This is a genomic window from Agreia pratensis (genome assembly GCF_900177685.1).
GTDB classification, from domain to species: Bacteria; Actinomycetota; Actinomycetes; order Actinomycetales; family Microbacteriaceae; genus Agreia; species Agreia pratensis.
Map to the genome: position 1 here is coordinate 309,882 of NZ_FXAY01000001.1, position 26,519 is coordinate 336,400.

The window sequence follows — 26,519 nt, forward strand, 5'->3', positions numbered from 1 at the left end:
CAATTCGTGCGAGGAAGCCGATGGCGTTCCGCTGTGCACTGCCGAGACAACGAACTACCGGAGGATCCACGTGACTGACAGCAAGACCCGCCGATCGGGCGTCACATACAGCAAGGCCGCAGACGGCTACTTCGAGAAACGCACCCTCAAGAGATCGGCCGGAATCTGGGGGCTGTGGGGCCTGGCCGTCGCGGCCGTGATCTCGGGCGACTTCTCTGGCTGGAACTTCGGCATCGACTTCGCCGGCTTCGGCGGCATGCTCATCGCCTTCGCCCTGCTCATCGTCATGTACTACGGCATGATCTTCTCGATCGGCGAGATGGCGGCGGCCATGCCGCACACCGGCGGCGCATACTCCTTCGCCCGCTCGGCCATGGGGCCGTGGGGCGGACTCGTGACGGGCCTGGCAGAGACCATCGAGTACGTGGCGACCACCGGCGTGATCGTCTTCTTCTCTGCCCAGTACGCGAACAGCATCACGACAGAGCTGCTGAACTTCGACCTCTCGGACAACATGTGGATCTGGTGGTTGGTGCTGTACGTGGTGTTCATCGCCCTGAACTCGGCGGGCGCCGCCATCTCGTTCAAGTTCGCGATCGTCGTCTCGATCATCTCCATCGCGATCCTGCTCGTCTTCTCGGCCATGGCCGCGTTCTCCGGTCTCTTCAGCTGGGACAGCCTCTTCAACATCGAGCCAGACCCCGGCCAGTCGTCGTTCCTGCCGCACGGCGCGGTTCCGATCCTCTTCGCCCTGCCCTTCGCCATGTGGTTCTTCCTCGGCATCGAAGAGCTGCCACTGGCGGCAGAGGAGGCACACAACCCGGTGCGCGACATTCCCAAGGCCGGCTTCTGGGCGCGCGGAACGCTGATCGTCACGGGACTGCTCATTCTCTTCCTCAACACGGGCGTGATCGGTGCAGAGAAGATGGGTGTCTCGGCCGAGCCCCTGCTCGACGGATTCCGCGCCATCGTCGGCGACCAGGCGGCCGCCGCGCTCGCGCTCTTCGCCTTGATCGGGCTGCTCGCCTCGCTGCAGGGCATCATGTTCGCCTACGGACGCAACATGTACTCCCTCTCTCGCGCCGGCTACTACCCGAAGTTCTTCTCTCTCACCGGCAAGCGACAGACACCGTGGGTCGCTCTCACCGTGGGCGCCGTGATCGGCTTCATCGCTCTGATCGTGCTCGACGTGCTCTCGAAGGTCGACGAAGACGGCGCGGGAGCGGTGGCCGGAGCCATCATTCTGAACATCGCCGTGTGGGGCGCCGTCGTCGCCTACCTCCTGCAGATGATCTCGTTCGTCATCCTGCGCAAGAAGTTTCCGAACGCCAAACGCCCCTATGTGAGCCCGTGGGGCATTCCGGGCGCCGTGATCGCGGGGGTCATCTCGGCCCTCATCTTCCTCGGGTTCCTCCTCAACGTCACGTTCCAGCCGGCGATCATCGCGATCGTGATCGTCTATGCGCTGATCCTCCTCGGATTCGCGGTCTGGGGACGCAAGCAGCTCGTGTTGTCTCCCGAAGAGGAGTACGCGCTCTCCGGCGGCTTGCATGGAGACCCGGAGAAGGACGGCTACGGGGGTGCCGTCGCCGAGGAGATCCGAACGGAAGACCTCGGTCAGAGCGGTCCACCGACCAGCTAGACGGCATCGTCCGACACGCCCGAGAATCACCCGCGATCCCGCCTATTGGGCGGGATCGCGGCGTGTCTGCAGAGCATCTGAAGCGGCACGGCGCACACTGCTCTTACGACCGTGGTGGGAAGGTGTGACAAATGCTCGGATGGCGACGACGCGCAAAGGCAGAACGGCAAGACGAGGCGAACCAGCAGCGCCTCTCTGAACTGGTGAACCAGACCCTCATGGAGAACTTCGGACCGTACGGCTCATTCGCTATCACGCGACGTAGTTCGACCGACACCGACGACATCTTCCACACCGTGCTCGCCGCATCGGTCGCCCGTGACATCGTCTCGACCCTGACGAGCCACGGAGTCTTCCGCGTCGCAGAGACGCCCGCATCGCGCACCCCTCTCGCCCCGATCAACACTGTCGACGTTCCCGCCGAGCTCGCCAAGGCGGTCACCGATGCAGCGCCGCGCACGACGACGCTCGTCGGACCGGTGCGCGCGGCGTAGCCCGACTTTTCGAGCGAGGCCCTACGGGGCGACCTCGTTGCGAAACGCGAAGACGACGGCTTGCACACGATCGCGTAGTTCAAGCTTCTGCAGCACGCGGCCGACGTGCGTCTTCACGGTCGACTCAGACAGCCAGAGCTCCTGAGCGATCTCCGCGTTAGAGAGGCCGCGCACAACGGCGTCGAAAATGTCACGTTCTCGATCGGTGAGTGCTCTCATGCGCTCCTGCGCGACCTGGCGGGCGTTCTCAGTGACAAGCGTCGTGGCGTCTCCGGCGCGAGAGCTCAAGGCCTCATAGCGCCGGACGAGTTCTGCCGTGATACGCGGGGAGAGAACGGCGTCTCCTGCCGCCACCGCACGAACGGCCGCGAGGATGTCTTCGCTAGATGAATCCTTCAACAAGAACCCGCTTGCGCCGGCGTCGAGCCCACCGAAGGCATAAGCATCCACATCGAATGTGGTGAGCACGATGACTCGGCTGGCGGGTCCGACGGCAGTGATCTTGCGTGTTGCATCGATACCGTCCATTCGCGGCATCTGAACGTCCATCAGCACAATGTCCGGAACGAGCGTCGCGGCGAGCGACACCGCTTCGAGACCGTCGCTCGCCTCGCCGACCACCTCGAGGTCATCGGTCGCTCCGAGCACCATGGCGATTCCCTTGCGGATCAACGCCTGATCGTCGACGATCAACACCCTGATGCGACTCATGCGCCGGCACCGGGGAGAACGAGCCGGACAATCCAGGAGCCTTCCTCATCTGGGCCTGCGGCGAGGGTCCCGCCATAGAGGGCGGCTCGCTCCCGCATACCCACGAGGCCCCGACCGACCGAGTCGCCGGATGACTCGTTATGGATGTGCCCGTCGCTGCGTACCGTCACCACGACATCGCTGTCGCTTTCCACGCTGACCCCGACCAGTGAGGGCGCCTCACTGTGCCGCAGAACGTTGGTCAGGGCCTCCTGCACCACTCGGAATATCGTCATCTGCACACCCGTCTGCGAGGGAGTCCTGCCGTTCACCGTCAAGCTCACCGGCAGACCGACACCGCGGTAGACCTCGACGAGACGTTCGAGGTCTTCGTAGCTTGCGCCTGCAGAGAGCGAGGTGCTCTGCGGCGACGATTCGAGAACGCTGATCACGCGCCGCATCTCACCGAGCGCCGAGCGCGCCACTCCCCCGACCTGGCCGATGGCTTCTCTCGCTTTCAGCGGCTCTCGTTCGAGCACCGCGTCTGCGCCGTCGTTGAGGCGCACGATGACAGACAGCGAGTGAGCGACGATGTCGTGAACATCTCTGGCGATCCGCGAACGCTCGGCAAGCACCGCCAATTGCACCTGCTGATCGTGCTCGCGCTCCAGGTGATGCGCGCGCTCGACGAGCCCATCGACGTAGCGCTTTCTCGAACCCGAATTCTGGCCCCACAGCAACGCGACGAGCAGGGTGAGAAACCCGGTGACCACGTATGTCACCACACCGGCGATTCCATTGCCGAGCGCCCTGTCGTTGGCGGGCAGGAAGCCGAAGGGAGAGAAAAGAGCCGCGGCGAGGAGGACGCCCGCTGAGAGCGACGCGCACTGCCACGCCCGGCGAGGGACGTCGTAGACGGCGATCGCGAAGACCGAGTATGCGACCGCAAGGGAGCCCAGCGTCGGGTCGAACAGCGCGAGAGGGAGCGTCGCGACAAAACTGATGGCGAACGTGAGAACAGGCCTGCTTCGGCGGAAGAACACCAGCCCCGCGGCGACCAACAACACGCTGACCCCGGGAGCGACCACCTCGGAGCCTGGGATGGCTGCCACACTGAAGCTACTCAGCAGCACCCAGCTCAAGGCGATGAGCACATCGACCGTGCGCGGCCGTCTCCTGCCCTGGTGGGCGAAAGAGGCGATGCCGCGGGTCATGCTCGCCGACACGGTCATGTCGTCAGTCTCGCATGACCACTCTCGCCTGCCGTCTCGTCCCCGACCGTGGCATCCCCCGCGAGGATGGCGATCTGATCTGTCGTCACCCGCTCCGACTTCTGGTCCCGTCTGGCCTTCCGACGCTCCGCTCCGCGGTGTTGCAGAACGTAGATCGCTGGAACGACGAGCAGAGTCAGCACTGTCGACGACAGGAGTCCACCGATCACCACGATGGCGAGAGATTTCGAGATGAAGGCTCCGCCGCCTGTGAGCCCGAGGGCCATCGGCAGCAACGCGAACACCGTGGCGCACGCCGTCATGATGATCGGGCGCAGCCGTAGTCGTGCTCCATGAGTCACCGAATCATCGATGCTCGCACCCTCCCGACGGTATTCGTTGATGAGGTCGATGAGCACGATGGCATTCGTGACCACGATTCCGATGAGCATCAGCATGCCGATCAAAGCAGGAATACCGAGGGGCGTTCCTGTGACAAGCAGGCCGACGATGGCGCCGGTCGCCGCGAGAGGAACCGACACGAGAAGCAGTAGCGGCTGCAGCAGCGAACGGAACGTGGCGACCAGCACGATATAGACCAGAGCGAGCGCGATCACCATGGCGAGCCCGAGCTGCATGAACGACTCGGACTGATCCTCCGCGGCACCGCCCTGGCCGAGGCTCACGCCGTCGGGCAGGTCGACCGCCGCGACGGCAGCATTGATCTCTCCTGTCGCACCCCCGAGATCTCCCGCCTTCGGCGTGACAGAGACGGTCACCACGCGCTCGCCATTGCTGCGCGTGATGGTCGACGGAGCGTTGACGACCTCCACCGTCGCGAGATCGCTCACCAGCAGCGGTGTCGCACGCACGTTCTCTATGTCGCGCTGAAGCTGCGCCAGACGCTCCGTTTCGGCCTGTTGAACTTGGCCATCGGCGATGGCTTTTCGTGCGGTCTTGATCTGCTCGTCGAGACTGTCGATGCCGGAGGCGGCACCGTCGATCGCCGAGCTGAGTTGAGCCACGAGTTGCTCGTACGGAACAGCCGCCAGTTCACCCGCTGTCACCGGCGCGGGGTCTGCCGGTGGCGGGTTGGCGATGAGGCTCGCCAGCTGCTCGCGAAGAGCTGCCACGTCTGCAACCGATTTCGCCCGGGATGCGACGAGCTCGGACACCTGGTTGGCCGCCTGTCGATTCGCTTCCGCCCGCGCAGCGGCCGCGGCATTCTCCTGCTCCTGAGTGGCGGAGTCTGTGGCGGTCTTCTGCGCACGTTGCTGTTGGATCGCCGACACGGGCAGCGGGAGCGCCCCGATGGCAGCGGGGGTGGTGTCGGTCTGTTGCGAGCGAAGCACGAGGTCACGCGTCACGCCATCGACACTGACCGTGCCCAATCGTTCGCCTTCGACGGCGGCGGTGATCGCCGCTCCGACCTCGGCCGTGGTGAAGCCCTGAGCCGCCGCAGCATTCTGATCGACGGCTACCTTGAGCAGCGGCTGATCGCCCGCCAGATCGGTGGTCACCGCGCTGACCTTGTCGAGCTTGCCTAGACGCTCGGAAAGCGCTGTCGCCGCGGCCGCAAGATCGACCTCGTTGTTTCCTTTCACGAGCACGTCGATCGTGGAACTCGTGGTCTGGGTCGCCTGCGCCTCGACAGTGATGTCCTCGGCACGGGGTTGGTCCTCGACAGCGTTGCGGATCGCCGCCATTGCCGACTCAGGATCCGCGTTCGCCCTGAGCACGAGATCGAGACGGACCGGGGCGCCCTGCATACCGACGGTCGTCTGATAGGACTCGACCTCTGACACAGACGAGATCGACTTCTCGAGCCCAGCCGCGACGGCGTCGCTCGAGGCGAGGGTGGCTGTTACGGGCATCTTCTGCTGCACCTGCACAGCGCGAGCGTCCGAGAATCCCCCGAGCAGATCGGTTTTGAGGGAGCCGGCGCCCACGAGGCTGCCGCCGAAGACCAGCACGGCGACAACCACCATCAAGACCGGACGGCGCAAGGCGAAGGCGAGAGCGGGCAGATAGCCGCGCTGCAGCCGGGTCGTCGCTTCGACGTGTTCGGCAACCGGCGCGGGCGCCGCGTGCTCGTCGCCCTGTGCCGACGCTTTCGGCTTACGCAAGAACCAGTACGCGAGCACCGGCACGATGGTGAGCGACACGATGAGCGACGCGAGGAGGGCCACCGCGACGGTCACGGCGAAGGGCCGGAACAGTTCACCGGCTATGCCGCCGACGAACGCGACCGGCAGGAAGACTGCGACCGTGGTGAGGGTCGACGCCGTGACCGCGCCCGCGACCTGAGACACCGAGGCGCGCACGCCATCCGGAGTGAGGCCTGTATCGCCCCGACGCCGAACGATGTTCTCGATCACGACGATCGAATCGTCGACGACGCGACCCACCGCGACGGTGAGAGCGGCAAGAGTGAAGATGTTGAGCGACAAGCCTCCGAGTCGCAATCCGATGACGGCGATGAGCAGAGACAGGGGTATCGAGATAGCCGTGATGATGGTCGCTCGCGGCGACAGGAGGAACACGAGAATGATGAGGATGGCGAAGAGCAAGCCGAGACCGCCCTCGACAGACAGGTCGTGGATCGATTTCTCGACTATGGTCGACTGGTCGAAGATCGTGTGGCTGGCGCTCGCGGTTCCGAGGTCGGCGACCTGAGCCGCAACGACGTCGGCTACGGCATGGGAGACCTGCACGGCATTGGCATCCGGTGTCTTCGTTATCGTCAGCCCGACAGACGGCCTGCCGTCCACGCGCGAGAGCGAGCTCTGGTCTACCGGAACCAGCTCGACCGTGGCGACCTGTGACAGCAGCACGGGGCCCGCGAGCGCGGGGATGGGCATCGACGCGATATCGGCGAGCGTTGCGTTCTCCTGGCCCACCTCGATGGCGAGCGATTGCTCGCCGTCAACGCTGGTGCCAGCCGGAACGACCGTGCCCGCGGTTCGGAGGAGAGCGCCGACGGCGGCTTGATCGATCTTGAAGGCGACGAGCGCCGCAGGATCGATGGTGACGAGAACGCGCTCCTGGGTGCGCCCAGTCACCTCGACGCCGCGCACCCCGGGGACCTTCTTGATGGCCGGAACGAGAATCGAATCCACGCGCTCGGCGAAAGTCTCGATGGTGTCGTCGCTGGTCAGGCCGAGAGCGAGCACGGGGATGTCGCCGGTGCTTCCATCGATGACGGTCGATGTCACTCCGCTCGGAGCGGATGCGAGCGCCGTCTTTGTGGCCGCATCCACGTCGGCGACGATCTTGCTGTCATCGCCGCCGAACGCCCACGTCACGGTGACCTGTGCCGATCCGTTAGACGTCGTCGATGTCACCTCGTCGACCCCGCTCACCGCCTCCAACGCCTGCGCGAGTGGAACGATGACCTGCTTGTCGAGCGTCGCCGGCGAGGCGCCGGCCTTGGTGACGACGACGACCGCTGTCGGCTGAGCGATTGCGGGCAGCAGCTCCTGCTTCATCGTCGATGTCGCCCAGAGGCCGACCCCGACGATCAACAGGCTGAGGAGAGCGACGATCGCGCGATTGGCGAGGCTCAGGCGGGTGAGCAGGATCATGTGGAGGGGTCTTTCTTGCGTCAGAGGTACGAACCTCCACACCATGACAGTCCGCCGCCTGCCGCAGCGTCCTCAGAAAGAGCCATCTCCACGCTGTGGATATGGGCCCTTGGTACCACTCCGCAGACCCGCGCGTTCCTAAACTGAGATCATGCCTAATCGCTGGAACAAGATCTCGGCCTCTCCCACGCGCACCGGCGTGGGAGCGTCTCACCCGGGGCTCACCGCGGAGGACCTGTTCAGGGAGCAGGCGCCGCAATCGACCGCCGCGCTCGACGAGAAGCTGCGGCAGGTCTACTACTGGCTGGTCAACAGAGCGGTCATCTCGCCGTTCTACGACATCGAGTTCTCGTTCGACGCACCGCTCAGTTTTCCCCTGGGAGACGCCGGCGCCGAGCTGCACCTGCCGACGGACCAGTCGTATTCGTCGAATGTCCTGCTGCCCCTGCTCACGTTCGCCCTGGGCGGCAAATGTCTGCTGGTGGGCGGACCCGGGCGCGGCAAGACGACGCTCGCGGTATTGATGGGAGTGATCGCCGGCAGCACGCCGCAAGACGTTCGCCGCAGCGTGCAGCAGGGCCAGCCGCAGCTCACCGTCAGCGATCTCGTGGGCATGCCGTTGCCGCGCGACCTCGTCAACGCAGGGAGCCTCCCCGAGATCGAGATCGCCTGGCGCGGCTGGCTAACCAGACCGGTCAAGATCATCGACGAATACAACCGGATTCCCACCAAGACCCAGTCCGCCCTTCTCACCATGGTGGCGGAAGGCTACGTCGAGAGCTACGACCAGATGCTCTCGACGGCACCCGAATCCGGCGTCGAGAGCTGGTTCTTCACGGCCAACGACGATGCCGGCGGTGGAACATTCCCCGTCATCCAGGCTCTCAAAGACCGTGTCGACGTGACCGTTGCTGCCCTCGGGTTCAACAGCCGCTTCTTCGATGAGCTCATCACTCGGGTCGAGGCAGGCGAGAAGCCCGAAGAGCACGTTCCCACCGAACTCGTTTTCGCGCCCGCCGAGCAGCAGGCTCTGGCGGCGGCTATCCGGGCGGTTCCTGTTCCGCACATGGTGCGTCGACAACTCGAGTTCTTCGCGAGCCAGTTCGAGTTCGTGCAACACGGCGGACGCCGCTTCGAGTACCGCACCAAAGACACGGTGATGACGGGTGGCGGCCACGTCGGCGAGGCGATCGACAGCAATACGGGCGCCGATCTACAGGTCGACATCGGCGCCCAGACCACGAACAGCCTGTCTGCCCGCGCCCTGCAGTCTCTGATCACCTATGCCAAGGCGATGGCCTACTTCCGCGGGGTTGCGGCCGTCGGCCTCGATGATGTCGCAGCGGTGCTGCCTTTCTCACTTCGCGGCAAGCTGCTGCCGAACGAGCTCCATCCCCGATTCGAGATCGGCGCCGATCGTGAGCTCGCCACCGACCAGGTCAGCTGGCTCGCCGATCTGTTCGAGCAGTCCTGCCGTCAGTTCGCCTCGCTCGGACTCGCCAAGGCCGATCCCGTGGGCGACCTGCTCTCCACCTTCGCGCAGGGTCTCGACGGCCTCAGCCAGGTGGAGGCATCGCGCAGACTGACCGCGATCGAGTCGCAGATTCAGGTGATCTCGCGTCAGAGGAAGCTCTATGGCCGACACTTCGACGACCTGATCGCACTGAAGTATCTGCACCAGCGCTACTCCAACTACCTGCAATGGCTCGAGAGTCGCCCCCGATGATCCGACGAGCGGGTCATGCGGTCAACGACACGCTCGGTCCTGCGGCGGTACCGGAGATCGCTTCTTTCGAGGGATTCGACACTCGACTCGCGAGAGACAACGTCGTGTCGTGGGGCGGTGACCCCGAGTTGTTCGACCGTTTCTTCGCCACCGCGATCGACCTCGATCGAAGCGAATCGACGACCGAGCAGCCTCTCCCGCACACGGTGCTCACCCTCGCCTCATTGGCCGCGTGGCGCTCGGGCGTGCTCGATCTGAGACAGGATGCGCTGGGCCGACTCACCGAGGCGCTCGACAGCGGATCCGTGGCCGACTCGGTGCTTGCGAGCGCCCTCGGCCTACAGGCGAGCGAGCTGTCGGACTTCGTCCGATGCCAGGCCGAAAGCCCCTTCGGATGGCCCGCGCGCGGCACAGGAGAGGTCGTCGTCGCTCGCGTGGGCGGATTTCGAGGACTCGGCGGTCCCTGGACCGCTCCCCCGGCAAGCGCTGAGCAGCTGTCGTCAGACGGAGACTTTCTCATCACACTCGCCGACGGCGAACTCTGGCGCCTCGAGGCCGACATCTTCGGCACCAGGCTGAGCCGGGCCGAGCCGGGCACCGGTCCTGAGACCGAGCGGCCCTCCGAACCCCCGGCATCCGGAGCATGGCCGACCAGACTCGCCGTCTTCGACACCTCGTACATCGCCTGGCTCGTTCTGGGGCAGGCCGCATGACTCCGCTGTTCGCACGCCGCGAGCACGCACTCGACGAGCGGCAGCGGGTGGCCTGGGAGAGCGCGCAGGCGCTCTGGGGCGTGCATCTGCACGATCCCGAGTTGAAGCCGGGGGCGCACATGCCGTCGTTTGCCTGGTTCTCCTTTCCACCTCAGGTCGTCGTCGATCCGAGCGAGGCGGAGCGAAACGGGGTGGGCGCCTTCTACGAGTCGATCTTCGCGCACGAGATCGGCCACCACGTGCTGTCGCCCAGCACTCGCGTCACCTCCTTCGCGATAGCCCAGCAGATGAACCGGGCCATCGCCGCGACAGGACGCGACCTCATTCCCGAGCCAGGCGCGAAAGCGCAGATGCTGTCGAACCTCTGGTCGGACATGCTGATCAATACCCGCGTCGCAGCGATGCAACGCCAGCGCGACGCAGAGCCGGGAGTCGATCCGGAGATGATCCGCATGTGGTGTGTGCTCTCGTCGGTGCCGACGGCCGACCAGCTGTGGTGGGTGGTTCTGCGAGCCTATGAGGTGCTGTGGAGCAAGCCCGCGGGATTCCTCTGCCCTCCCTCACCACCGCCGCGACCCGTGAGATCGACGGAGCGCGCGGCGCCCACCACGCCGCAGGCGACGACAAACGAGGCGCAGCGGGTCAAGGCTGTTGCCGAGGCCGCCGCGGTCGATGCACGTATTGCGGCCGAGGCTCAGTGGGCCGAATTCGTCGTCACGAATCCGGAGCTCGACGCGAGCCTGCTGGCCGAGACGGTGCGAACATTCGGTGACGACCCGGTGAGCGGCGCCCTGCGGTTCGGCATGCTGCTGGCTCCCTATCTGACGGCGGCGGGCGGCTCGATTGGGCCGTCGGGCGGTGTCGGGCGGGCGAGCGACGGTGGATGCGCCGGTCAGGCGGATGGCGCGCCGCCGTCGGCGGGCGAGCTCGAAGAGGTGCTCGGCGACCCGCGACTGCGTGAGGTGCCCGAGCATCCGGCGGTCATCAAGGCCCGAGAATCGGGCGGCATGGCTGATCCTTCGACAGAGCAGGGCACGCAGCCGACTGATTCTCGATCGGGCGGCGACGCCATGGGTCAGGGTTATGGAGTGGCCGAAACGCTCGAGCTCTACTCGTCCGCCGACCCGAACGCGGTGATCGCGGCCTGGTACATCACGGCCGCCAAGCGCTGGGTGAAGCCGTTGACCCAGCCCTCGTCACGCCCGAACTCTGTCGACGAGACGATTCCCGGAGCTCTCGAACAGTGGAGCATCGACGACGACATCGCGTCGCTCGACTGGGCTGCCACGCTGTCGACGAACTCCACCGTCGTACCCGGTGTGACCACCCGGCTTCGCGCGCTGCTGCCCGATGCACCGCCCGACCAGCGTGAGAGCGTGCAACTCGACATCTACATCGACTCCTCCGGCTCTATGCGAGCTCCACATGTCGGCTCTCCCGCCGTGCTCGCTGGAACGATCCTGATCCTGAGCGTGCTGCGCGGCGGAGGACGGGTTCGGGTGACGTCCTTCGCCGGCACCGGCCAGGTGGCCGGCGGGGCTCGCTTCACCCGAGACCGCGCCGAGGCGCTGCGCGATCTCACCTTCTACTTCGGTGGAGGAACGACTTTTCCTCTCGATGTCTACGGCAGCCGATACCGCGACACCCGGGCCGACCGAGGAACCCACGGCACCGCCACACGGAGGCATGTCGTGGTTCTCTCCGACGATGGGCTTCGTTCGATGTTCGGCACGGGCCAGGAGCAGTACGCCACAACGGCGCTCGAGGTGCGTCGGGTGCTCGACAGCGGCACGCTGATCGTCGAGGACCCCAGGCACCAGATGAAGGAGCCCGCTGCCGCGGCCGGTTACGACGTGGAGTACCTCGGCACCATGGACGACGCACCGGCCGCCTGCGCTCGTCTTGCCCAGCGCCTGGCCGAACCCCGCACATCCGATGGCACCACCCCGGGAGGACGTCGTGGCTGATCGGTCGACAGACAAGGGAACACCAGCAGCAGCTTCTGGGCCCGACCCCGGCTCAGCTGAGGCACTGCTGCAGCTCTGGCTTGCCCGCGTTGAGAATGTCGATGCCGTCTGGGCCGACATGACGCCCGGTCCTTCGGCCGACGCTGTCGCCAGCCGGATCGGCGCTGTGCCGAAGACCTTCCTCGACGACCGGGTTCGAGTCGTCGCTCTGGCCGGCGACATTCTCGAATCGGACCGCGGGCGCACACAAGAATCGACGGACGTCGTGACCGTGCTCGACGACGTGACCGCGACCGGGTCATCGGCCGCTCGTCGCGGCGCCGCGATAGCCCTGTGGCTGTGGGCGGGCGAGGAAGAGCTCGGACCGCTGGTTCCCCCACTGGCGCGCGGACACGCGGCTCGAGCGCTGGCCGCGATGGCATTCCGGCTCGCGCCGGTGGTCGATCCCTCAGAGTGGATCAGCGACGCCGAGCGACGCGATGAGGCGGCGCGCACGTTTCTGTTCTGGTCGGGACAGCTGCCAGCGGGCGAGGATCGCGACACGGCGAGCTCCCTGCTGGCCATGAGGGACTCTCTGCAGCGCAACGGCGCCCTGGCCGCGTCGGCAGCGGAGCACGCGCACCGCCTCGAGGTCACGCGCAAACTGGAGGAGGCGCGCGCCCGGGAGGCCGCCGCCCGGTACACGCACGAATGAGCGACATGATGCAGGCGAGCCAGGGGCCAGACGATCCGCTCGCCATCGCCGAATACACTCCCGGCGGTCAGACAGCGCTCGATGACACGGAGCGCTGGCCGAGTCTGACGCCGACGGGCGCGAGACGCCTCGAGGCGCTGCGCACGCATCCGTTCGCCCCGGCCTGGGTGCACGCGACCGGCGACAGACTGAGCGCCGAAGCCGCGCGTCGGGTGCGCACCCCTCTGCCTGTCGATGGCTGGCTCGAGCGACATCTCGAGGTGGCCCGCCGCCTGCCCGCTTATCGACGGCGTGCCGCCGAGCTGGTCGCCCTCGCCGATTTTCCCCTCATCGGCCGCGACGATCTGGTCGACGATGTCTCGGCCTTCGTGCCGCTCGACGCCGACCTTGAGCAGGCCGTGCACGGATCGAGCTCGGGAAGCACAGGCCGGGCCATTCTCATTCCCGACGACATCGAAGACACGGCGCGAACCTTCCATCTGCTCGTAGCTCTCGCGGCAGAGCAGGGAGTGGAGTGGAGGCCCGACCCCGAGCGGATGGCGCTCGCCCATGTGGTGCATCAGCGTCAGGCCTTCACCTACGCGTCGGTGATCAGTTCGTTCGAGCAGGCGACCATGGCCCGGCTCAACCTGGCCGATGGCCAGTGGCCTGACCGCATCGTGCGAGCCCGCTTCTTCGAGGCGCAGAATCCGCAGGCGATCAGCGGCAGTCCCACCAGCCTTGCTGAACTGCTCGACCCCTCGCTTGCTGCGGTGCTGCATCCGCTCGTCATCTTCTCGGGCGCGATGGGGCTCAGTGGGGCGTTGCGAGCAGATCTGGTCGCGGCATATGGCTGCCCCGTGATCGACATCTACGGTCTGCATGAGACCCGGCCCATCGCATCCAGTGCCGACGGCGGACCGTTCGTGGTTCTCGGCCGTCGGGTTCACGTGGAGATCGTCGACGACCACGGCCTGCCCGTGCCCCAGGGCGAACGAGGTGAGATCGTCGTGACCGCGGGCGAGAACCCCCTGCTGCCGCTCGTGCGCTATCGCACGAGCGACTTCGGGCGGCTCGTCGAGGTCGACGGGCGTCTCGCGATCGCCGATCTCGAGGGGCGAGAGGCCACAACGTTTCTCGCAAAGGATGGCTCACGAGTCTCCTGCGTCGACCTCACGCAGCAGCTGCAGGCCGCCGGCGCTCACGGCTGGTCGGTGACCCAGGATGCGTCGGGCGGCGTCGAGGCCGTCATCGCGCGCGGAGACGCGGGCCGGATAGCCGCCGCGCTCGAGGCGCTGCTCGGCCAGCCCGTGACGGTCGATCGTCGGGGCGCGCTGGCAGAACTCGGCGAGGGCAAGCCGCGCCGCTACGTGTCTCTCGCGTAGCGACCATCGCTAGCCGATGCGCGTCCATTTCGCAGGCCCGTCGGAGCCGGCCTTGTAGCTGTCGAGGGGCACCTCGTCAGCGCGCCACGCCTCGAGTACCGGGGCGACGATACGCCACCCCTCGACGGCCGAGTCACCCCGCACCGAGAGCGACGGATCTCCGTCGAGGATGCCTGCGAGCACCTCGCGGTAGGCCAGCAGCTGGCCGTCGCCAAACATCGCCTCGAGCTGCGTCTTCTCGAGCTCGTACGGGTCTCCCGGTCCGTTGACGTTGAGTTCGAGCGACATCTTGTCGGGCGCGAGATAGATGCGCAGAACGTTCGGATGCTCGGTTCCGGTGAGCCCGGTCGGCACGCGATTCGCCTTCTTGAAGGTGATGGCGATCTCACGACGACGCTCCGCGAGCGCCTTGCCGCTGCGGAGAGTGAACGGCACGCCCATCCATCGCCACGTGTCGATCTGCACGGTGACCTCGGCGAGCGTCTCGGTCTTGCGCGACGCGACGACACCGGGTTCCTTCGAATAGGCGGGCATCTCCCGTCCATCGACCTCGCCCGCGGTGTAACGGGCGCGCCTCGACGAGGCCGACGCGTCGCCGCCCTGGAGGCTCGTAGCCCGCAGCACGATCTCCTTCGCGTCGCGCAGATCGTCGGCACCCAGCGTCGAGGGCGGCTCCATGGCGACGACCGCCATCACCTGCAGCAGGTGGCTCTGAATCATGTCGATGAGGGCGCCGGCGGTGTCGTAATAGCCGGCCCTGCCCTCGAGTCCGAGCTGCTCGTCATAGACGATGTCGACCTTTTCGATGTGCTCCGCATTCCAGATCGGTTCGAACATGCGGTTGGCGAACCGCAGGCCGAGCAGGTTGAAGACCGTCGACCGGCCGAGGAAGTGGTCGACGCGGTGGATCTGGTTCTCCGGAACCAGACGGGCCAACTGCGCGTTCAATGCCTCGGCACTCGCGACGTCGGTGCCGAACGGCTTCTCGAGGGCCAGGGTCAGACCCGCGGGCAGTTTGACCTGTTCGAGCGCCTTGCACGCTGCAACGGCGACGGCGGGCGGCAGAGCGAAGTAGATCGCGGGTGCAGCATCGCACGAGTCGATGAGTCGCTGCAGTACGAGCGGGTCGGTGACATCTGCATTGACGTAGCTCGCCGTGGTGCGCGTGTGGTCGCCCGACGGGCCCGTGCAGTCGACGGCGGTGAACGCCGTGTCGACGACCTTCTTGAAATCGTCGTCGCTCCAGTCGGCGCTTCCCGCGCCGATCAGCTGCAGATGACGCTCATTCTGCTCGTCGAGCAGCTGGCCGAGACCCGGTAGAAGCAGCCGCGAGGTGAGGTCTCCCGACGCTCCGAGAATGATCAACGATGACAGTTTCTTCGACATGGTAGACAGGCTAGTCGTCGGCGCTGCTCACAGCTGGATGGTGCCAGGATGGGGTCATGAGCCTGGCCATCGAAGATTATGCCCTGATCAGCGATTGCCACACGGCAGCCCTCGTGGGTCGCGACGGAAGCATCGATTGGCTCTGCCTCCCCCGCTACGACTCCCCCTCGACATTCGGCGCTCTTCTCGGCGATGAGGACCACGGGCGCTGGCTGCTCGCGCCCACCTCGCCCGAGGCGACGGCCACCCGCGTCTACGACGGCAACTCCTTCGTGCTGGTCACGACCTGGACGACCCCGACGGGTGTGGTCGAGATCACCGACCTCATGCCGCACGGTGACCGGCGCGCCGACGTTCTGCGTCGAGTTCGCGGTGTCTCGGGGCACGTCGAGATGCTCGAAGAGCTGGTGATCAGATTCGGATACGCGACGGCCGTGCCGTGGATGCGGCAATCGAGCGAGAACGGCCATCCGATGCTCGTGGCCATCGCAGGGCCGGATGCTCTGGTGCGTCGGGGTCCCCGGCTCACCGCCGCCGACACCCGGCACCAGGGCCGGTTCGCGGTTCGGGAGGGAAGCCACGTCGACATCTCGCTCACCTGGTATCCATCGCACAGGCAACCGCCACAGCAGCTCGACTTCGATGAGCGCCTGGCAGCGACGAAGGCGTGGTGGGCCGAATGGTCGAAGTCGCTCACCCACGACGGACCGTACGGGCCGGAGGTCATCCGCTCGCTTCTCGTTCTGCGTGCTCTCAGCCACGAGGACACCGGCGGCATCGTTGCCGCCGCCACCACTTCTCTGCCCGAGTCGCAGGGCGGAGTGCGCAACTGGGACTACCGCTACGTGTGGCTGCGCGACGCCTCGCTCACGCTGCAGGTGCTGCTCTCTCACGGCTTCGCCGACGAGGCCGTCGCCTGGCGCGGCTGGCTGCTGCGGGCCATCGCAGGAGACCCCGCCGACATCCAGATCATGTACGGTCTCGCCGGCGAACGCGAGCTGCCCGAGCGCGAGATCACGAGCCTGCCCGGATACCAGGGCGCATCCCCGGTGCGCATCGGGAACGGAGCCGCGCTGCAGTATCAGGCCGACGTGATCGGCGAGGTGATGATGGCTCTGCACGAGGCACGTCTCGCGGGCGCAGAAGAGACGGAGTTCAGCTGGCCGCTGCAGAGGGCGCTCATGAGCTTCGTCGAAGACAATTGGACTCGGCCCGACAACGGCATCTGGGAGATCAGAGGCGAACTGCAGCACTTCACGCACTCGCGCGTGATGATCTGGGTGGCACTCGATCGCGCGGTGCGCGGCGTGCGCGAGTTCGGGCTCGACGGCCCCGCAGACCGGTGGGAGAAGCTGCGCGACGAGGTGCGGGCCGAAATCGAAGAGAACGGGTGGGATGCCCAACGCGGCACCTACACGCAGTACTACGGCAGCACCGAGGTCGACGCATCGCTGCTTCTGCTGCCCCAGACCGGCTTCTGCACCCCGACGGATGCGCGCATGCTCGGCACGGTGAAGGCGATCGAGAGCGACCTCCTGAACGACGGGTTGGTGATGCGCTATCGCACCGAAAGCGCCGTCGACGGTCTGCCGGCCGGCGAGCATCCATTTCTCGCCTGCTCGTTCTGGCTGGCCGAGCAGTGGGCCGGGTCGGGCCGTCTTGCCGATGCCGTGACACTCATGGACAGACTGGTCTCGTTCACGAACGACGTCGGACTGCTCTCGGAGGAATACGACGCCGCTGCCGGCCGACAGATGGGCAACACTCCCCAGGCCCTGTCGCACCTTGCTCTGGTGCGCGCGGCGGATGCCATCGCCCGCTTCTCACCGCCGACGACCGAAGAGAACTGAAGCGTCAGATCCGGGCGCGATCTGGTACTTCACCGGCAAGGAGCAGCGCAACGGTGCCGAGCAGGACTCCCGTTGTGCGTCGTTGCCATGTCGCCCAACTCGGGCGACGCGCGAGGAAACTCGCGATCGCTCCAGCAGCCATGACGATGAGCGCATTGACGACGAGGCTGACGGCGATCTGGAGCAGGCCAAGTACGAGTCCCTGCAGAAGCGGGTGACCCCGTTGGGGATCGATGAACTGCGGGATCACTGTCAGGTACATGATCGCGGCCTTGGGGTTGAGCAGATTGGTGGTCAGACCCATGCGGAAGAGGCGGCCAGTGCTGTCGCGGGACAGGTCACGGACATCGAACACCCCTCGGCCGCTCGGGCGCAGGGCTTGCCACGCCAGGTGAGCGAGGTAGGCGACTCCCGCGACCTTGAGCCCGATGAATAGCCACGGAACAGCTACGAACACAACAGCCAGCCCCAGGTTTGTCATCAGCATGTAAATGATGAAGCCCAGCCCGGTCCCCGCCAAAGAGATCAGCCCGGCCCGGCGTCCCTGACTGATGCTGCGCGACGTGAGGTAGATCATATTCGGACCGGGAGTGAGAACCATCGTCAGGGCCGTGAAGACCATGGCCACAGCAGCAGCTGCGGAGACGGGAGAAGCCAGTGTCGCGAGAGTCACATTCCCACCATGGTGTAATGCCTTTATGCACCTCAACCCTTACGGCGAGTACGCGGTCCTCCTTGCACAGTCACTCGCGAACGGCTGGCCCAGCAAGCGCTCACGAGTCGTCGATCGAACTCGGGAGTTCGGCATGACGATGCCGTTTCCCGAACGAGCGGAGGACCACATCCGCTGCCGTGTGGTGCTGGACACCTGGCTGAGCGTCGTCGATGCGGGCACGCCCGACGATCGGGCAGCGATTCTCAACGAACAGATGGCCGTCGCCTCGGCCTACCCTCGCCTGACCGACCACAACGGCGAGGGGTGGCACCTGCACTACCGCGACGTCGACAACGATCTCCCGCGCGTACTCAGAGCCGTTTTCATGGTCGGGACCGCTCTTCACCTGACCACTCGCGGCATGACTCGCCTCGGGCGCTGCGCCGCGGCACCGTGCACGAATGTCGTCGTAGACGTGTCACGCAACGGCACGCAACGGTACTGCTCGCCTCGGTGCGGAAGCAGGGACGCCGTCAGGCGCCACAGGGCCCGCCTGCAATCGCCCTGAACCTGCTCGAGGCGCGTTCGACTAACGCGACCGCACGCCTAGTCGGCCGACGGCCGCTGACGTTGCTGCTTGGTCTCTGACCGACGCTTCTTTCCCGCGAGGTGGCGTCGAGCCGAACCCCTCGTCGGCTTGGTCGCGCGTCGCAGAGCCGCGGGAGGCGCCAGTGCGTCCCGCACGAGCTCGCCGAGATGCACGAGGGCGGTCTCGCGATTGCGAAGCTGCGAGCGCTGGGCGGATACCGTCACCGTGATGCGACCAGCCACGAGACGTCGACCGAGCCTGCTGATGAGTTGCTCCCGTTGCGACTCGCTGAGCACGATGGAATTCACCACGTCCCACGTGAGCTGCACTCGGCTGTCAGAGGTGTTGACGTGCTGGCCGCCCGGACCCGACGAGCGCGAGAACCGCCACTCGAGCTCTGCGGCTGGAATGGTGAGGTCGGGCACCACCTCGAGATCCATGGTGCAAGCGTGGCACGATCGGCCACAATTGACCTCATGACTTCTCGTCGAAGCGCTGGGCAGCGGGGCGATGTCGCCCTCACGGTCGTCGGCGCGGCGGCGCTGGCGGCGCTGGCGGCCGGTATTGCGGCCGCTGCGTGGAAGCTGAGCCCCTGGCCATCCGCCCTGATCGTGCGCTCCGTCTTCGAGCGAGACGGTGCGCGCGTTCTGAAGGCCCTGCGCGCACACTCACCCGGCGGGGTCGACCGGGCCACCGGCATCCGGTATCGCCCTCGCGACCCGCACGCGCTGCTGGATGCCTACTGGTCGGCCGGCACGTCGGCGCCCAGACCGACCGTGATCTGGACCCACGGCGGCGCGTGGATCTCGGGCAGCCGGGCGAACGCGGCGCCATATTTCGAACTGCTGGCTGCAGCGGGCTTCACCGTGGTGAGCCTCGACTACACGCGCGGGCCTGCGAGCCGGTACCCGGGCGCTCTTCACCAGTTGAACGACGCCCACGCCTATCTCGTCGCCCACGCCGCTGAGCTGCATGTCGACGCTGATCGCATCGTGCTCGCCGGGGATTCCGCGGGCGCCCAACTCTCGAGCCAGCTGGCCACGGCGATCACCGACCCGACGTACGCGGCCGAACTCGGCATCCGACCCGGATTGGCGGCTCACCGGTTGCGTGGCGTGATCTTGCACTGCGGCATCTACGAGATGTCGGGCCTGCTGCACTCGACCGGGATCATCGGATGGGGCAACCGCACGGCGCTGCGGGCCTACGTGGGTGGGCTGCGCTTCGCCATGTCACCCGCTCTCGCAGAGATGTCCATGATGCACCGAGCGACAGCGGCCTTCCCGCCCACCTTCATCAGCGGAGGCAACGGCGATCCGCTCACCGATGCCCAGGCGAAACCGTTCGCTGATCGACTCGTATCGCTCGGGGTCGACGTGACGCGACTGTTCTGGCCCCATGATCACGAGCCCGCGCTGCCGCACGAATATCAATTCGACCTCGACCGACCAGAAGGACTTGCCGCACTGAGCGTCGCAATCGACTTCGTGAGACGCCACACTGTATAAAGCCGATACCCCCCAAGTGAGAAGGATCCGATGAGCGACAACGACGACAAGGCCCCAGACCAGCACGGAGCGAAACCGTTGCCCGCTTTCCCCGGCGCGGCCGCCGAGCCTGACGCGCCGGCAACCCCGCCGCAGCAGCCCCCTGCACCGCAGCAGCCTCCGGCACCGCAGCAGCCTCCGGCACCGCAGCAGCCTCCGGCACCCCAGGCGCCCTCTGCACCCCAGGCGCCGTCTGTGCCTCAGGCGCCATCCGCGCCGCAGACGCCGTCCGTGCCCCAAGCGCCATCCGCGCCGCAGGCGCCGCCCGCCTCCCAGGGGCCGTACGTTCCTCCATCGACAGGCCACGCACCGGCCGCGCCATACGCGCCACAGACTCCGGGCGCCCCGCAGTCCTCTGGTGCGCCGCAGCCGCCTCAGTATGCCGCTGCTCCCCAGCCCGGAGCCGCCCCGTACGCATCACCGCAGTACGGCTCACAGCCCACTGGCGCATACACGCCGCCGAACAAGCCGAAGGGCAAGCTCGGCACCGGCGCCATCATCGGCATCGTCGGAGGAGCGATCGTGCTGGTCGTTCTGCTCGTGATCGCTGTCGGCTTCGGCGTATCCCGTATCGGTGGCACCCCTGGCGGCGGAGGCGGCGGAGGCGACAAGCCCTCAGCCGAGGCGTCGTCGCCGTCCGATGCGGTCAAGGGTTATCTCACTGCCATCGCAGACAGCGACGCGAAGACGGCACTGAGCTACCTCAGCTCGTCTCCCAGCGGTGACTCCACGCTGCTCACCGACGAAGCCCTCAAGGCGTCGAACAAGCTCGGCCCGATCACGAAGATCACGGTTCCCAAGTCAGACGACAAGAGCGGCTCGGCCGACGTGACGGCGTCGTATCTCTTGAACGGCGAGAAAGTCAGCACGACGTTCACCGCCTCCGACTACGACCGCGACGGAAAGTGGGAGATCAGCGGCGGCACCGGCTCCATCTACACGCGCTCCTTCGACGGACTCGGTCTGACGATCAACGGCGTGGCCGTCGACGCCGAACAGGTCGACGTCTTCCCGGGAACCTACGAGTTGGCTACTTCGCTGAAGAACTTCACGCTCACGGGGCCGACCAAGGTGACCGTCACGGAGTCCTACTCGTCTGCCGATACGAGCGAGATCAAGCCCGCCCTCACGGACGCGGCTCTGCAGCAGTTCCACAGCCTCGTCAGGTCGGCGGTCGACGCCTGTATCGCCTCGACAACCCTGGCGGCCGGTTGTGGCATCGACATTCCCGCGACCATCAGCGATGGCACGCAGCTGACCGATGGCACGATCACTCGTAGCCTCAGCGCCGACCAGAACGCGACGGTCGACTCGATGAAGGCCACGCCCAGTTACGACAACCCCACGCTGGTCGAGGGCGAGTACATCGGTTCGCCGTCTGTTACCGCGGACTGCACGAAAGACGGAGCGACCGGGCGCTGCTCGATCTACTTCGCCCCGTCACTCGGAAAGCCCTCGGTCGACATGGCGTCTGACAACCCGGTGGTGAAGTGGGACTGATCTAAGCGGCGCGAGCGCCGGCATCACAACGAGAAAACCCGAGGTCGCAACGACCTCGGGTTTTTTCGTGCAGCCCGAGGAAAAAAGAAAAATGGCCCGGAAATCGTGATGATTCCGGGCCTTCGGTGCACCCCCCCGGACTTGAACCGGGAACCCACTGATTAAGAGTCAGTTGCTCTGCCAATTGAGCTAGAGGTGCCTTGGCGCGAAACTGCGGCGCCGAGGGAAAACACTACCATGAGATATGAGCGTCGTGCGACGCTTCGATACCGAGGAGAACCATGACCGACACCGTTTCGCGCTTGACCGCGGGTACACCCGCCCCCGAGTTCACCCTCCTCGACCAGGATGGCGCCGATGTGTCGCTCAGCGACTTCCGCGGAAAGAAGACGATTATCTACTTCTACCCCGAGGCCGACACCCCCGGATGCACCACGCAGGCATGCGACTTCCGCGACAACCTCAATTCGCTTTCAAGCGCCGGTTATCAGGTGCTCGGCGTCTCGCGCGACAAGCCCGCCAAGCTCGCGGCCTTCAAAGAGAATCAGAATCTCACCTTCCCGCTCCTCTCCGACCCCGCCAAGACCGTGCACGAGGCCTACGCCACATGGGGCGAGAAGTCCCTCTACGGCAAGACCGTCACCGGGGTTATCCGCTCCACGTTCGTGCTCGACGAGAACGGCGTGATCACACTCGCTCTCTACAACGTCAAAGCGACGGGCCATGTCGCCTCGCTGCGCAAGAAGCTGGGCATCGATAGCTGATCAGAAGGGAACCGGGCCGTGGAACGGCATCGCATCTTCAGTACGAGTTTCGCGAGCATCTATCCGCACTACGTGGCCAAGGCCGAGCGCAAAGGCCAGAACCCGTCAGATGTCGACCTGGTGATTCGATGGTTGACGGGCTACAGCCAGATCGAGCTCGAGAGAGTCATCGCCGAGGAGGTGACGCTCGAGCAGTTTTTCGAGGAAGCCCCGGCCTTGAATCCGAATGCGTCACTCATCACGGGTGTGATCTGTGGAATCCGTGTCGAAGAGATCGATGATCCTCTCATGCAGAAGATCCGTTACATGGACAAGCTCGTCGACGAGGTCGGTCGCGGAAAGAAGATGACCTCCATCCTGCGCTCCTGATGACGATTCGCAGCGTCAGCTAAGAGAGCCTGCGCGTGGCCGCCACCACGGGCGGGCTCAAGAGCAGAAGGATGGCCACGACCGCAGGAGCCAGCAGCGCCCACCCGAGCGACGGTACGGCGAAAACGCCCTGAAAGCATCCGATCGCGACCGCGATCTGCAGAAGCTGCCACGTCAATGCCGCACCCCGCACCCAACTCTGGCTGCGCAGAAGGCCGACGACCATCGCCCATAGGGCACACGCGAGACCCGCGGCGAGAAGCAGGATGACCACGGCCGAGGCGAACGAATCCGGGGTGGCGGTGAGCAGTTCGAAGACGAGCCAGACAGTGACACCCGTCGCGAGAGCAGCTTCGGCGGCGAGCACCACAGACAGGGCGATCAACAGAATCGGTCGTCGCGACGACTGATCCGATACTTGTTCACCCGGATTTGGCTTCGAATTCAGCGGTTCACTCACAGCCGTTACCCCTAGAAAAGTCTTGATTTGCAATTACCAGTATGCGACCATATTTGAGGTCAATGTTGCTCACAGTGACGTGGGTGGATGCAGATTTTTCTCTGCAGCAGTCCCTGTGCCATTGACCTTCACCCGAATCTTAGGCCGAGCCTTTTTCTACAACCGTAGGGCAGCCCAAGCTTCCGCACTATAAGGAGCACCCCCATGGATTGGCGCGACAAAGCAGCCTGCCTCACCGCAGACCCCGAGCTGTTCTTCCCCGTCGGCAACACCGGCCCCGCTGTCGACCAGATCGACAAGGCCAAGACCGTGTGCGCACGTTGCACGGTCACCGAGATCTGCCTGCAGTACGCCCTCGAGACCGGTCAGGACTCGGGCGTGTGGGGTGGACTCAGCGAAGACGAGCGTCGCGCTCTGAAGCGTCGCGCCGCCCGCGCCCGCCGCGCCTCCTAACCCGCACCGCACACACGAGCCGCGATTTCGCGGGCTGTTGTTCTTACCCACGACAGCTTGAGAAATCGCGGCTCGTTCGTGTTGTGCTACGGCTTCGTCAGCCAGCGGAACGGGATCTCGATCGTCACGACCGTGCCCGAGCCCACCATCGTGTGCCAGTCGATGGTGCCGCCGAGCTCGCCCTGAATGAGGGTTCGCACGATCTGCGTGCCGAGCCCGGAGCCGACCTTGCCCTCGGGCAGGCCGGTTCCGTTATCGCGCACCTCGACAGTCAAGTTCTCTTCCGAACGGGTGGCCACGATCTCGACCTGACCTTCCTGCCCGGCAAGTCCGTGCTCGACGGCGTTCGTGACGAGTTCGGTGAGGGCCAGCGCGAGTGGGGTGGCGTACTCACTGGGCAGAATGCCGAAACTCCCGCTGGACTTCGGATGCACAGTGGTGTTGTGCGCCGAGGCGACCTCGGCCACCAGCAGCAGCACTCGGTCGAATACCTCGTCGAAGTCGACGCGCTGGTTGAGCCCCTCGCTCAGGGTGTCGTGCACCACGGCGATCGCCGCGACCCGCCGCATGGCCTGAGTCAGAGCGTCTTTCGCGTCTTCTGAGTGAGTTCGGCGCGCCTGAATGCGCAGGAGCGACGCGACCGTCTGCAGGTTGTTCTTGACCCGATGGTGGATCTCGCGGATCGTCGCGTCTTTCGTGATGAGCTCACGCTCTGTGTGCCTCAGCTCTGTCACGTCGCGGCACAGCACGATCGCGCCGAAGCGAGTGCCCTGCAGCCGCAGCGGAATCGCACGAAGCGACACCGTGACGCCCTTGGCCTCGATGTCGGTGCGCCACGGCGCCCGACCCGTCACCACAAGAGGCAGAGACTCGTCGACCTCGAGTCGGCCACCGAGAAGTGTCGTCGTGACCTCCGCTAGCGACTGGCCTTCGAGTTCTTCGGGAAAGCCCATACGGTTGAACGCCGACAGGCCGTTGGGGCTCGCGAACGTGACGATCCCGTCGGCGTCGAGCCTGATCAGACCGTCGGATGCGCGAGGTGCGCCTCGACGCGGCCCGGTCGGGGCGCCCAGGTCGGGAAAATCGCCGGTGCCGATCATGGCGAAGAGATCGTTGGCGCACTCGTTGAACGTCAGCTCCTGGCGGCTGGGAGTGCGCGTCTCGCTGAGATTGGTGTGCCGAGTGATGACCGCGATGGGGTTGTCGGTCGTCTGCCGGTCGTTGGGCACAAGGCGTCGAAGCACGGGAACGGCGCGCACTCGCGTCGGAGTCTCCTCGTACCAGTCGGGGGCCGCCGTGTCGACGATCACGGAGTTGCGGAAGGCCTCGGTGACCTGGGTGTTCCACTCGGGCTTGATCTTCTGACCGACGAAGTCGCGGTAGAAGAGAGTCGCCGAGCTCGACGGGCGGGCGTGGGCGACGGCGAGGAAAGAGTCGTCGTCGGTCGGAACCCAGAGCACGATGTCTGCGAACGCGAGGTCGGCCAGAAGCTGCCAGTCGCTGACCAGCAGATGCAGCCATTCGACATCGGCTTCGGAGGAACGGCCCTGGGCAAGTACGAGATCACTGAGCGTCGACACCTGCCTAGCCTAGGCGACGTGCGCGCAGGGTCTGCAGCGGCCCTGTCTTCGCCCGCTGGCGAGCAGCTCGTCGCGTCTGTTTTCGCGACGTGGCCTGTGCCGACGGCGGGAGGATGTCGACGTCGACCAGGTGCGCAATCGCCGACCGAACGGGAGAACGGGGAGCCGCGTCGTGGATGGTCTTGCCCGAGAGCACAGCGGAGTCGACCCCGGGCACGTCGAGGGGCACGAAGACGGCATTGTCGAGCCCGCCGAATCGCCTCAGAGTCTGCTGCACCTGATGCTGGGCATTGCTGCCGACCGAGCTGGCACGCAGACGATTGATCACGACCGAGATCTGCGCTGTCTCGACCTGTTCGAGCAGATCGACATGGGCCCTCAGAAACCGTGAGAGGCCGATCGGGTCGGCCGAGCCCACAGCGACAACATGATCGGCCTGGCGCAATGCCGCCAGCGTCGCGGCGTTTCTGCGCGGTGCGAACATGTCACTCGCGATCTCCTCATCTGTTTCGAGATTGAACCCGGTGTCGACGACGACGTAGTCGACCCACTGACGGCAGGTGCTGAGTACGCTCGCCACACGATCCGTTCCGAGTTCGGGCCACCGAGACGCTCGGCCGATTCCGCTCAGTATCCAGAATTCCGAGCGAGGAGAGGTGTAGCGCGAAGCGACCCGCTCCAACTCTGCGAGCGTGAGGCTGTCGCGCGATGCAAGGCGGCAGGCGGCTGCGAAAGACGGAGACTCATCGAGCATGCCCAGGCTGGGCGCCACCGCTCCCCCGTAGGTATCAGCATCGACCAATGCGACCGTTCTGCCTCGAAGCGCGAGTTCGGAAGCGAGCTGAATGGCGATGGTCGTGCGCCCTGGCGAACCGGCCGGCCCCCAGACGGCGATCACGGTGCCGGCGCCTCGTGGTGGAGCCGCACTGTGAGGCACAGTAATTCCTCCGCGCAGCAGCGCCTCTATGTCACTCCATGGAGCGTGTACGTCGACGACCTCGAACAGTCCGAGCGAAAGGGCGTATCGTCGCTCAGCGTCGCCGTCGGCGACGGCCACGATGCGCACACCCGCCTCATCGGCCTCCGCGAGAACGTCGAGCGACAGGTGCCGCCGGGTCGCCGAGACGATGACGCCATCGACAGCACGGCCCCGGATCGCATCGATCACTTCGTGGGCGGAGCCGACACGAGCGGCGACGTCGTGATCGGTAGAACGAATCTCACGCATGAGCCGTTCATCTGCGGCGTCGGCGAGGCACGTGATGACCGTCAGCATCCGGG

23 protein-coding genes and 1 tRNA gene are annotated in these 26,519 nt (G+C 65.8%); 14 read left to right on the top strand and 10 right to left on the bottom strand.

Going from position 1 to position 26,519, the window contains the following annotated elements:
- Positions 1–70 precede the first annotated feature (70 nt).
- Together B9Y86_RS01540 and B9Y86_RS01545 are read left to right on the top strand one after the other, a co-directional pair.
- On the top strand, positions 71–1,642 hold the full coding sequence (locus tag B9Y86_RS01540) for an amino acid permease (RefSeq protein ID WP_085482284.1): 1,572 nt from the start codon (positions 71–73) through the stop codon (positions 1,640–1,642).
- A gap of 131 nt (positions 1,643–1,773) precedes the next feature.
- Positions 1,774–2,136: a hypothetical protein gene (locus B9Y86_RS01545; RefSeq protein WP_085482286.1), complete on the top strand. Its 363-nt coding sequence runs from the start codon at positions 1,774–1,776 to the stop codon at positions 2,134–2,136.
- Between the two features lie 21 nt (positions 2,137–2,157).
- On the opposite strand, the gene B9Y86_RS01550 is transcribed toward B9Y86_RS01545, so the two are convergent.
- From B9Y86_RS01550 to B9Y86_RS17700, 3 genes are read right to left on the bottom strand one after another with little or no spacing between them, the layout of a single operon-like run.
- Positions 2,158–2,847: a response regulator gene (locus tag B9Y86_RS01550; protein WP_085482288.1), complete on the bottom strand. Its 690-nt coding sequence runs from the start codon at positions 2,845–2,847 to the stop codon at positions 2,158–2,160.
- Positions 2,844–4,058 (bottom strand): sensor histidine kinase, encoded by a 1,215-nt coding sequence (locus B9Y86_RS01555; RefSeq protein WP_085482290.1) that lies wholly within the window; start codon positions 4,056–4,058, stop codon positions 2,844–2,846. Before B9Y86_RS01555 ends, B9Y86_RS01550 begins: the two co-directional genes overlap by 4 nt.
- Positions 4,055–7,621 (bottom strand): efflux RND transporter permease subunit, encoded by a 3,567-nt coding sequence (locus B9Y86_RS17700; protein ID WP_244894583.1) that lies wholly within the window; start codon positions 7,619–7,621, stop codon positions 4,055–4,057. Before B9Y86_RS17700 ends, B9Y86_RS01555 begins: the two co-directional genes overlap by 4 nt.
- Positions 7,622–7,772: 151 nt before the next feature.
- Between B9Y86_RS17700 and B9Y86_RS01565 the strand changes: the two genes are divergently transcribed.
- From B9Y86_RS01565 to B9Y86_RS01585, 5 genes are read left to right on the top strand one after another with little or no spacing between them, the layout of a single operon-like run.
- On the top strand, positions 7,773–9,347 hold the full coding sequence (locus B9Y86_RS01565; protein WP_085482294.1) for an AAA family ATPase: 1,575 nt from the start codon (positions 7,773–7,775) through the stop codon (positions 9,345–9,347).
- Complete coding sequence (locus B9Y86_RS01570) at positions 9,344–10,060, top strand: hypothetical protein (RefSeq protein WP_085482296.1); 717 nt, start codon at positions 9,344–9,346, stop codon at positions 10,058–10,060. Before B9Y86_RS01565 ends, B9Y86_RS01570 begins: the two co-directional genes overlap by 4 nt.
- Positions 10,057–12,027: a vWA domain-containing protein gene (locus B9Y86_RS01575; RefSeq protein ID WP_085482298.1), complete on the top strand. Its 1,971-nt coding sequence runs from the start codon at positions 10,057–10,059 to the stop codon at positions 12,025–12,027. Before B9Y86_RS01570 ends, B9Y86_RS01575 begins: the two co-directional genes overlap by 4 nt.
- The gene (locus B9Y86_RS01580; RefSeq protein ID WP_085482300.1) at positions 12,020–12,721 is read left to right on the top strand and encodes a hypothetical protein; all 702 of its coding nucleotides are present in this window, start codon (positions 12,020–12,022) and stop codon (positions 12,719–12,721) included. Before B9Y86_RS01575 ends, B9Y86_RS01580 begins: the two co-directional genes overlap by 8 nt.
- Positions 12,718–14,085, top strand: coding sequence for an AMP-binding protein (locus tag B9Y86_RS01585; RefSeq protein WP_244894584.1), 1,368 nt, complete (start codon positions 12,718–12,720; stop codon positions 14,083–14,085). The genes B9Y86_RS01580 and B9Y86_RS01585 overlap by 4 nt, the downstream gene beginning before the upstream one ends.
- 9 nt (positions 14,086–14,094) lie before the next feature.
- Here the strand turns inward: B9Y86_RS01585 and B9Y86_RS01590 are convergent, their stop codons facing one another.
- Positions 14,095–15,471: a glucose-6-phosphate dehydrogenase gene (locus B9Y86_RS01590; protein ID WP_176223220.1), complete on the bottom strand. Its 1,377-nt coding sequence runs from the start codon at positions 15,469–15,471 to the stop codon at positions 14,095–14,097.
- Positions 15,472–15,527: 56 nt separating this feature from the next.
- On the opposite strand from B9Y86_RS01590, the gene B9Y86_RS01595 reads away from it, so the two are divergent.
- A complete protein-coding gene (locus tag B9Y86_RS01595; protein ID WP_085482304.1) occupies positions 15,528–17,321 on the top strand; it encodes a glycoside hydrolase family 15 protein in 1,794 nt (597 codons plus the stop codon).
- A 4-nt stretch (positions 17,322–17,325) separates the two neighbouring features.
- On the opposite strand, the gene B9Y86_RS01600 is transcribed toward B9Y86_RS01595, so the two are convergent.
- Positions 17,326–17,994 carry a LysE family translocator gene (locus tag B9Y86_RS01600; RefSeq protein WP_244894585.1) on the bottom strand — a complete coding sequence of 223 codons (669 nt, stop codon included), beginning with the start codon at positions 17,992–17,994 and terminating at the stop codon, positions 17,326–17,328.
- A 25-nt stretch (positions 17,995–18,019) separates the two neighbouring features.
- Between B9Y86_RS01600 and B9Y86_RS01605 the strand changes: the two genes are divergently transcribed.
- Positions 18,020–18,544, top strand: coding sequence for a CGNR zinc finger domain-containing protein (locus B9Y86_RS01605; RefSeq protein WP_085482306.1), 525 nt, complete (start codon positions 18,020–18,022; stop codon positions 18,542–18,544).
- 38 nt (positions 18,545–18,582) lie between these two features.
- Here B9Y86_RS01605 and arfB read toward each other — a convergent pair whose 3' ends face one another.
- The gene (gene arfB / locus B9Y86_RS01610) at positions 18,583–19,005 is read right to left on the bottom strand and encodes an alternative ribosome rescue aminoacyl-tRNA hydrolase ArfB (RefSeq protein WP_085482308.1); all 423 of its coding nucleotides are present in this window, start codon (positions 19,003–19,005) and stop codon (positions 18,583–18,585) included.
- Positions 19,006–19,041: 36 nt separating this feature from the next.
- Here arfB and B9Y86_RS01615 point away from each other — a divergent pair, with 36 nt between their 5' ends.
- Positions 19,042–20,073, top strand: coding sequence for an alpha/beta hydrolase (locus B9Y86_RS01615; RefSeq protein ID WP_085482310.1), 1,032 nt, complete (start codon positions 19,042–19,044; stop codon positions 20,071–20,073).
- Positions 20,074–20,103: 30 nt separating this feature from the next.
- Positions 20,104–21,612 (top strand): DUF4878 domain-containing protein, encoded by a 1,509-nt coding sequence (locus tag B9Y86_RS01620; RefSeq protein ID WP_085482312.1) that lies wholly within the window; start codon positions 20,104–20,106, stop codon positions 21,610–21,612.
- Between the two features lie 126 nt (positions 21,613–21,738).
- On the opposite strand, the gene B9Y86_RS01625 is transcribed toward B9Y86_RS01620, so the two are convergent.
- Positions 21,739–21,811: transfer RNA gene (locus B9Y86_RS01625), tRNA-Lys, on the bottom strand.
- A gap of 82 nt (positions 21,812–21,893) precedes the next feature.
- Here B9Y86_RS01625 and bcp point away from each other — a divergent pair.
- Together bcp and B9Y86_RS01635 are read left to right on the top strand one after the other, a co-directional pair.
- The gene (bcp, locus tag B9Y86_RS01630) at positions 21,894–22,376 is read left to right on the top strand and encodes a thioredoxin-dependent thiol peroxidase (RefSeq protein WP_085482314.1); all 483 of its coding nucleotides are present in this window, start codon (positions 21,894–21,896) and stop codon (positions 22,374–22,376) included.
- 18 nt (positions 22,377–22,394) lie between these two features.
- Positions 22,395–22,745, top strand: a complete 351-nt coding sequence (locus B9Y86_RS01635; RefSeq protein ID WP_085482316.1) for a DUF2200 domain-containing protein — start codon at positions 22,395–22,397, stop codon at positions 22,743–22,745.
- 19 nt (positions 22,746–22,764) lie between these two features.
- Here B9Y86_RS01635 and B9Y86_RS01640 read toward each other — a convergent pair whose 3' ends face one another.
- Positions 22,765–23,205 carry a hypothetical protein gene (locus B9Y86_RS01640; protein WP_244894586.1) on the bottom strand — a complete coding sequence of 147 codons (441 nt, stop codon included), beginning with the start codon at positions 23,203–23,205 and terminating at the stop codon, positions 22,765–22,767.
- Positions 23,206–23,409: 204 nt separating this feature from the next.
- On the opposite strand from B9Y86_RS01640, the gene B9Y86_RS01645 reads away from it, so the two are divergent.
- On the top strand, positions 23,410–23,658 hold the full coding sequence (locus B9Y86_RS01645; protein ID WP_044442296.1) for a WhiB family transcriptional regulator: 249 nt from the start codon (positions 23,410–23,412) through the stop codon (positions 23,656–23,658).
- A gap of 86 nt (positions 23,659–23,744) precedes the next feature.
- Here the strand turns inward: B9Y86_RS01645 and B9Y86_RS01650 are convergent, their stop codons facing one another.
- A complete protein-coding gene (locus B9Y86_RS01650) occupies positions 23,745–25,238 on the bottom strand; it encodes a sensor histidine kinase (RefSeq protein ID WP_085482318.1) in 1,494 nt (497 codons plus the stop codon).
- A 4-nt stretch (positions 25,239–25,242) separates the two neighbouring features.
- The gene (locus B9Y86_RS01655) at positions 25,243–26,514 is read right to left on the bottom strand and encodes a CpaE/TadZ family protein (RefSeq protein WP_085482320.1); all 1,272 of its coding nucleotides are present in this window, start codon (positions 26,512–26,514) and stop codon (positions 25,243–25,245) included.
- Positions 26,515–26,519: the final 5 nt, after the last annotated feature.